This is a genomic window from Terriglobus sp. YAF25 (assembly GCF_052113305.1).
In the GTDB taxonomy this organism is placed as follows: Bacteria; Acidobacteriota; Terriglobia; order Terriglobales; family Acidobacteriaceae; genus Terriglobus.
Map to the genome: position 1 here is coordinate 1 of NZ_JBFRCY010000386.1, position 7,516 is coordinate 7,516.

General features: G+C 56.8%; 7 protein-coding genes and 1 pseudogene. 1 reads left to right on the forward strand and 7 read right to left on the reverse strand.

Translation table 11 applies throughout. The features are described from left to right. The 5 genes and pseudogenes from AB4043_RS16095 to nagA all read right to left on the reverse strand — a co-directional run. Positions 1-496: pseudogene (locus tag AB4043_RS16095) on the reverse strand (hypothetical protein); the annotation flags it as partial. 116 nt (positions 497-612) lie between these two features. After that, a complete protein-coding gene (locus tag AB4043_RS16100) occupies positions 613-1,500 on the reverse strand; it encodes a sulfotransferase family protein (protein WP_442303314.1) in 888 nt (295 codons plus the stop codon). Positions 1,501-1,667: 167 nt separating this feature from the next. Next, positions 1,668-2,006 carry a hypothetical protein gene (locus AB4043_RS16105; RefSeq protein ID WP_442303313.1) on the reverse strand — a complete coding sequence of 113 codons (339 nt, stop codon included), beginning with the start codon at positions 2,004-2,006 and terminating at the stop codon, positions 1,668-1,670. A gap of 172 nt (positions 2,007-2,178) precedes the next feature. After that, positions 2,179-2,973 carry a helix-turn-helix domain-containing protein gene (locus AB4043_RS16110; RefSeq protein WP_442303312.1) on the reverse strand — a complete coding sequence of 265 codons (795 nt, stop codon included), beginning with the start codon at positions 2,971-2,973 and terminating at the stop codon, positions 2,179-2,181. A 53-nt stretch (positions 2,974-3,026) separates the two neighbouring features. Next, positions 3,027-4,166, reverse strand: coding sequence for an N-acetylglucosamine-6-phosphate deacetylase (gene nagA / locus AB4043_RS16115; protein ID WP_442303311.1), 1,140 nt, complete (start codon positions 4,164-4,166; stop codon positions 3,027-3,029). A 496-nt stretch (positions 4,167-4,662) separates the two neighbouring features. On the opposite strand from nagA, the gene AB4043_RS16120 reads away from it, so the two are divergent. Continuing rightward, positions 4,663-5,076, forward strand: a complete 414-nt coding sequence (locus AB4043_RS16120; RefSeq protein ID WP_442307511.1) for a PepSY domain-containing protein — start codon at positions 4,663-4,665, stop codon at positions 5,074-5,076. A gap of 371 nt (positions 5,077-5,447) precedes the next feature. Here AB4043_RS16120 and AB4043_RS16125 read toward each other — a convergent pair whose 3' ends face one another. Both AB4043_RS16125 and AB4043_RS16130 read right to left on the reverse strand, forming a co-directional pair. Beyond that, positions 5,448-6,269: a hypothetical protein gene (locus tag AB4043_RS16125; RefSeq protein ID WP_442303309.1), complete on the reverse strand. Its 822-nt coding sequence runs from the start codon at positions 6,267-6,269 to the stop codon at positions 5,448-5,450. Next, positions 6,262-7,516 (reverse strand): multicopper oxidase family protein (locus AB4043_RS16130; protein ID WP_442307512.1); only part of this gene is annotated, 1,255 nt, incomplete at its 5' end. The genes AB4043_RS16125 and AB4043_RS16130, both read right to left, overlap by 8 nt.

A 7,516-nucleotide genomic window follows, 5' to 3' on the forward strand; every position in this document is an offset into this window, starting at 1 on the left:
AGATCGTATCCCGCACAACAAGATTCAATATCGCGTTGGCGTTGGGGGTCACGTTGATTCCGGTTGTCGATCCCTGAATGATTCCGCCTTCAACAACCAGGCGGCCGCCGGCAAGGTAACGAATGCCGATGGGCCCAGTCGTCGTCCCTGCGCCGTTAAGGGATATATCTTTCAAAACAACCGTGTCCGCAGCGCCTGCATTGACGGCGATACCGGTCACACCGCTATGGAGCGAACTTGCAAGGAAGCCGCCGCCATTGATGGTGATCGCCTTCGTAATGGTAACCGTGCCGTAACCACCAGGATCGATGGCGGTAATGGTACCGCCGGCCGAAGTCTTGGAAATAGCTCCTGCCAATGTCTTACACGGGGCGGTGCGACTGCAGGGATTTACATCATCACCAACACCGGATACGTAGGTGTCAGTTTGTGCATGCGCAGACAGAACAAGGCCACCGCACAGAACGGCGGCGGCTGCATAAGTGAGAAATTTCATTGAGCCTACCTGTGGAAATCTCAGTGATCGAGACGACTGGAAAATTGAGGACAACCACTGATAAATCATTTGCCGCGAATTGAAAAGCCCATTCTCATGGGATCAAAGCACAAAGGTCACCTGAAGTCATATCCCAGTACTCGCAACAGATCACCTGCCTCATCCGCGAACGCCTGCTTTTCTTCCGGCGTCATCTCCTGAACCCAGATGCCCACTCGTTCCGCCTGGGGCGGTTTGGTTGTAAGCCGCTGTTGCTGGAACCGCTGGTCCTGAGACACCAGAACCGTGCCGTCTCTCCGCTGCCTTGCCTTATGCTCTTTCAAACGTTCAGGCGCGCCCTTCCAATAGAGCAGCATCGCCGGATCGTACGGCAGGTCGAGAAAGGAACAGACCCGGGAGAGAACCTTCTCCGAATCGGCAACCAGATCTTCGAAGCGCACTTCAAGGTAATGGTTCACCTTGTTTCCATCCTCACGAGCCCTGGTAACAATGCGCTTCCAATACTGGGCGAGATGATTTATCTCCTGCGATGGGGCAAACCAGGTCTTTCGCAGCGATAAAGCGACATCACGGCCGTCGCGGATCAGATGAATAAAGCGCGCTTCGGGAAGAAGCCTCTGAATCGCCGGCATCTCAAGGGCATACAAAGGCGTCTTGTCACCGAAACGGACTTTGCCATGATTTGCCGCGTATAGACGATAAAATGTGCGTACTCCTTCGCTGACCGTAAAAGGTTCCACGGCCGCAAGAGAACGTTGGAGATCCTCCTTAGCAATCCCAAAATCGTGCCACGTCGGCGAGCGCCGGGGCGTTCCGGTCACGATACGAAACAGGCGCTGCCTGCGCAGGCCAGGAAGATGGATGTGCGCAGCACGCGGAAGGAAGCCTGTCTCCGGTGGAATCGCCATCTCCGGATGCGCATCCAGCATCATCCGCAAGAGTGTCGTTCCCGAACGGGGAGCCCCAACTAGGCAGGGGAAAGGTGGTTGCGGGAGAAAGTGCATCCTTGGAAAGCAGATCCTGAGTTGAAATGGAGAAGAAGTCTTCCTATTCTCCGTGGTCAGCAAAAGAGATGCAACGGAAGAACAGTACGCAGGCCCCAGAAGTTAATTTCCCGAGGCCTGCGTTTCGTCTCATGAATAAGGCCAGTGTCGGCTGCACCTTCAAAATGTCAACTGCGAGGCGCCGGAGACTGCCAGCGCCGCAGTTCGACAATCACGCCGTAGTGCAGACTAGGGTGAGCCTCTGCTATAGCCTCGGCAGCTTTATCGTCTGCTGCCTCGAACGACACAACGGCCGCAAGGGCAGGATCCTTCGAGGCAGCCTCGGAAGCCACTGCGCCACCCTTCTCACTGTACGTCCCCACCACCTGGTCCAGGATGCGAGGGTCGAGGTTGATCCCTTTCTGGCGAACCATTGCGACCCAGTTCTGAATCGCAATAGCCCTCTGCTCCAACTCCGATTCGGTTAACGCTCTGGTTCCACGAAACAACATCATGTAACGATTCATTACATCCCTCCCCGGCTAGAGCATTTTTCCTGTAGGTGTAGTGCAGGGCTTCTGCATCTATGGGCCTTTTCCGCAATGAAAGCGCCCTGCATGCCCTCTTTCGGGAGACCCAGCAACAGGGAAAATGCTCTAACAGCCGTATGTCCTCAAGCTATCCGGCGGGACAGGCTGCTTACTTGTAAAAAACCGGCAGGTTTCGCGGCTGGCCGCTGCTGAAGACGCGGCGAGGACTCGCCCCGGTCAGATCGCGGAAATCGCGCACCATGTGCGGCTGGTCCGTGTATCCGGCATGCTGTGCCACATCCGTCAGGGAATGCCCGCGATCCCACAACTCGCATACGTGCTCCAGGCGAGCCAGCCGGCTCAGCATCTTCGGGCGGACTCCGACCTCACGCAGGAACGCGCGCTCCAGAGCTCGCTCGCTCATGCCGACGGCACGAGCCAGATTTTCGCTTCGCAGCTTGCCACCATGCCTGCGGATCATCGCCGCGGCTTCTGCAATGGGACGCGATATCTCCCCCGCCGCGCGGAGGTGGTCTGCAAGATGCCGCTCTACCGTATCGAAATATCCCTCCGGTGTGGCATGACTCTCCGGCAGGTCTTTGAAACGGGATCGGATTTCCTTCGGCAGCACATCCAGAAGATCGATGGTCTTGTTGGAGAACTGCCCTGCGCTCTCACGAAGAAATGCAGCAGCGCCGGCCTCAGTAAAACGCACAATGACGGTCTCTGCCCCACGCGCATGGGTAAGACTCCGGGCATGGACCTGTACCCCTGAGATCACCATGCCGGGTAGCCGGTCTGTCCCGCGGGTGACGGCTCCTGCAACACGCAATGCCAACGTCATGCTTGACTCCGGCAGAAGGGTCTGGACGCGGTCTTCCTCAGACCGAACCCAGAGCATCTCCCTGATGTAGGGGCGCAACGGCGCGGCAGGTCTGCGAACGGCATGGCGCGTGGCACTCATCAAAGGATGGGATGAGGCTGCCGACAACGCCGATGCAAAGGAAATGAAAGCCGCTACAGCAATTCCCCGCGAAGCATCGTGCCTCGCCGCTCTCTCTGCGGCCCATAGAGGTTGAAGTCGGCCCACGCTCCCTGTGCGAGTTCTTCAGGAAGCCCCAGCATCCGTGCAGGATTGCTCGCTGCCAACCTCGCAGCGACTGGCAACGGAGCTCCGGTCATCTGCAGCAAGTTCTCCACCGCTCGATCGAGAGTAATGATGCTTCCCGCCAGCGTGCCTTCGTCGGTGATACAAGCCGAGCCCTTGATGCGCACGACCGTACCGCCGGCTTTATAGGTTCCGTCCGGCATGCCTGCCGCTGCCAGACAGTCGGTGATCAGAATGGCGCGCTCCCGCCCTTTGGCTTTGAGCCATAGCCGCACCATCTCCGGGGCAACATGCATACCGTCGCAGATCAGCTCCGCGTAGAGATCGTCGCGGTCCAGGACGACACCCAGGATGCCCGGCTCGCGATGATCGAGCGGGCGCATGGCATTGAAAGTATGCGTCGCCGACACTGCCCCGGCCTCAATGCCTGCCAGAGTCTCGGACCGCGTCGCCATGGAGTGCCCCACGGAGCAGCGGATGCCCAGGCTGACGGCATAGTGGATCGTCTCCAACGCACCTGGAAGCTCCGGTGCGATGGTCATCAGCCGGATGTTTCCCCGCGATGCCTCCCACAGGCGCTTCAGCAGCTCCGGAGAAGGGGGCAGCAGAAATTCGGCAGGGTGCATGCCTCGCTTGCCGTGCGAAAGAAACGGACCTTCGATATGGATTCCGGCGGCCTGCGCTCCTCCTTCAACCGTGCCGGCCTCGATGAAGGTGGCCATGTTCTCCAGCGCGGTGAGCGTCTCATCAAGAGCAGCCGTCACCGTCGTAGGCAGAAAGCGGCTGATGCCGGCGCGGGCAAGGTGACGTGCGATCTCTCCCAGTCCCTCCATCGAAGCGTTCATCACATCGTGGCCGGCGATGCCGTGAAAGTGGATGTCAAGAAATCCGTCCGTCAGCGTGCAATCGGGGAACTCATAATCGACACGATCGATTGTCTCTTCGTCGCGGTTCGCGATGCGCACAATTCGCCCATCGTCGATGGTGATGACGGGATACTCTACTACGCCAGAGCAAGTAACAAGCGCCCTCGCACTCAGTCTTTTCATCACACCAGATGGTAACAGCGGAGGCAGAAGTGAAGAGTTACGGGCCGATTCGAGCGGTACCTCAGCGGCTAAAGCCGCCGCCTGTGCGACTCCTGCACGGGACGGCTGAACAGTTTGCGGAAAAACTCGATTCGCGCGCAAAACGGCAAAAATTGAAGGATAGAAAATAATAAGTCTTGCGGTGTCCATTTGCAAAGCGCCATCGGCGCTCCGTCTTGCTTAAGGGCATGGCTTCAGCCATGCCGTACTGAAGCTGGCACAGGTGCGGCTTTAGCCGCTGCGGTACCGTGCTGTGAAGATCCCACTGACGCCTGGTGAATTCTTCGTAACAACTCAGTGTTCCTAAGGTTGCCTTAAGACGACATAGCTTCAATCGAGCTATCGAACCGGAAGAAAAGTGTTCCCTGCCTCTTCTATCTGTTTCTACCTGAAACCGGAAGATTCAATGACAAGATCTCACCTCATCGTAAAAACAGCACGAGCGATACATCTGTACATGGGAGTGTTCTTGACACCCGCGATCCTCTTCTTTGCGCTGACCGGCGCATGGCAGACATTCTCTCTGCAGTCGCCCTCGAAAGATGGATCCTATACTCCGCCGCGCTGGGTCCAGCAGTTTTCGCAACTGCATAAGAACGCAACATTTGCGGTGCCGCCACCAAAGAAGAAATCAGATGAGAAGAGCGAGAACAAACGTGCGGAGGAAGAGCACGACGGGACAGCAAAGAAGACAGAGACGAAACGGTCCCCATTACCGATAAAGATCTTCTTCGTCCTGGTCTCGCTCGGTCTATTTATCTCGACACTGACAGGGTTGTACATGTCGTATCGGTATGCAAGAAACAAAGTGGCAGTCAGTGGAGCGCTGGTAGCTGGAGTTTTAGTTCCTCTGCTGTTGGAGTTGTTTTAATACCGTTGCAGCGCCTAGAGCATTTCCCTGTTGTTGTGGTGTATAGACATATTCGATTTGAGTTTTTGATAGGAATTTAGGAGTATTCCTAACCCACCCTCGCGTTGCGAGCGTTCACCCCAACGAACAAGTTCGTTGGGGACCCCGAGGGTGGGGCCCCCGGCCAATATAAGCGCTGAAGGCGCGCTCTATACCAGCCTGGGGCAACGCCCCAGGTTTCGGGCGGGAGAAACATAGAGGGCTGAAGGCCCGATCAATAGTTCTTCAGTAAGGCGACTTGTCGAAATACCATAGGTATCTCAGAAGAGCCGCGCAACGGCGTTTTCATTGCGGAAAACGCCCATAGATGTAGAAGCCTTACACCACAGGCTCTATTCGATCTCGGGATGCTTGCCCCAGGAGAAACGCCGGCCAATAATTCCTTTGATGATCAGGTGATCTGTGGCCGAAGTTGCCCCCAGACCGACCCCAAAGTTAATCTCCCATTGCGGAGAGATATTCAGGTCACTTACGGCGAAGATCTGTTGTTGCTGATTGTGCAGAATGTCGAAAGCCCCAACCCGCCCATAGTCGGCATAGTACTCAACACCAGCGCTGATCGCGCGGGTGAAGTCGTAACTCGCTTTCACCCCCGGGGCAAAGCCAAGTCCCTGGTTGACGTCCGGACCATGCCACGTACGTTCCAGTGCCGGGTTTACAGAGAAATACCAGCGGCCAAATGACTTATCAATGATGGGCCGAATCTCCCATGTCCAGGTGTCCGGCGAATACACGGCCCGTTGATATCCCACCTCGGTGGAGATGCTGACTCCGACAGGCCAATGCCAACTATCGGGCACACGCACACGTGGGCGAATATGATCACCGACCCACTGCAAGCCATGTCCATCCTGCTCGCTGGTGAAGATATAGAAACCAACTTCGGACCAGTTATTGATGCCCTGCGTGATCTCGATGGTTTCGTGTTGTTGGTGATTGGTCGGGTAGACGCCGTCGATCAGGTACCGCTGTCCCTTCGCTGTGAAATTGGAATGCAATTCCACCATGGTGGTCTTCGGCAAGACCGTATCCGATCCGTAGACCTGAATCTCGTAGTTCCCTTGGGCATAGGCCCTGGGCGCCAGCCATCCGGCCAGGCCGAAAATTACGCCCCATAACACTACATGCCCGCGACGTCCGATCAGATCACGCATAGCGGAACACCATCATGAAGCCGAGGTCCATATGGTTCTGCTGGTGACAGTGCAGGAGTGTCGATCCGGGATTGTCTGCGACAAACTCCACAGCCGCCTCGCCACGGGCGGGTACCAGGACAGTGTCTTTCAGAATGCCTCGCGTCGCTCCGGTTCCCGAGAGACTGAGAAGCTCAAAGACATGACGATGCAGATGGATGGGATGATCGTCGAGACTCGGGTTTTTCAAGAGCAGCCGATAGCGCTGCCCGGTTTTCAACACGGGCGAGTCGGTGTCGGGGTATGACTTTCCGTTGATACACCACTCTTCCATCGCTCCATGCCCCTTGAACTTAGCTGAAAACACCAGGGGAATCACCTCGACTGCTTCGTTCTGTTTAGCTTCTGGCGCACCGAATATCGTGTAGTCCCAGCTCAAGGTTTGCGGTTGCTGCCATACCGGCTTTCCATTTGCGCCGGCATAAGCCACGACAATGCCCATGCCCGCCGCCTGCACATGTTTGCGAACCTCGCCCAGTATCCACACGCCGGGATTGTCCATCGTCACAAACGCGGTTACCCGCTCCGCGGGAGCAAGGCGCAACATCGACACGAGTTGTGGCTTCGGAACCGGATTTCCATCCAGAGCTACTACTTCAAAACGATGCCCGGCAAGTGAAATCCAATGTATTTCGGTCGGGCTGGAGTTCAGAATCTGCAGTTTGATGCGCTGGTTCTGACGCACCTGCAACGGCTCTCCATAGCCCAGCACGCGGCCATTGATGGTGGAGATATCGTAGGACGGATTCATGGAGCCATCGTCGCTACCGAGCAGTTGCCCCTGCCAATCGTGCAGCGTGAGGAAAAACTCGGCATCGAACTGTCCAGGCTCATTTGCCGGATCGACATACAGCAACCCGTGCTGGCCGGTATATTGCCCCTTGCTAAAGTCACCCCCGGCAAAGGTGTGCGTATGGAACCAGCGAAAACCGGCCGGACGGGGAGAGAATTCGTAAACCAGGGAAGCTCCGGGCGCAATCATCGGCGAGCCTTCTTCCATAGCTCCATCCATTGCCGATGGAAGAAACAGCCCATGCCAGTGGACGATCTCAGGGTTCGCGCTGCGGTTGGTCACCTTGATACGGGCGGGCCTGCCCTCGCGAAGCCGCAGCAACGGTCCCGGAACCTGTCCGTTATAGGCTGTTGTCCGGATCGAGTGTTTTGGAGAGAGGTCGACCTTCGTCGTTGCGATTTCCAGAGTGTAGTCC